The following is a 434-nucleotide window of genomic DNA, read 5'->3' on the forward strand; positions in this document are numbered from 1 at the left end:
GTTCGGGTTCGGAGTCCGGCGTGGTGACCGAGACGCAGGCCAGGGACGCGATCCAGGAGTATCTGTCGGCGCTGATCGACGCCGACGACGAGACCGTCGCCAGGCACACGATGTGTGGGCTGTTCGACGCGGTGCGTGACCGCAAGGCCGATCTGGCGGTGGCGAGTCTGGCGGGCGACACGTTCCGCAAGCAGTTCGGCAATGTCGAGGTGACGAGCATCGACAAGATCGTGCCGTGGTCGACGACGCAGGCTCAGGTGCTGTTCACGATGCGCGTGGCGCCGGCGAGGAGTTCGTCACGGGGACAACGTCCGCCCGCCGAGGAGCAGCAGGGTGTGGCTCAACTGCTGGTCGACAAGACCGACGGCGGCGACGACGTGCTGGTGTGCTCGTACGTCCTACGCACAGGCGGCCAGTACTAAGCAGTACCGGCC

1 protein-coding gene is annotated in these 434 nt (G+C 66.6%); it reads left to right on the top strand.

The window, feature by feature from the left end; genetic code table 11:
- Positions 1-422: hypothetical protein (locus J7U37_RS24930; protein WP_247637503.1), on the top strand; the 422-nt coding region annotated here is incomplete at its 5' end.
- Positions 423-434 lie beyond the last annotated feature (12 nt).

It is taken from the genome of Methylobacterium sp. 37f, from assembly GCF_023093475.1.
Lineage (GTDB): Bacteria > Pseudomonadota > Alphaproteobacteria > Rhizobiales > Beijerinckiaceae > Methylobacterium.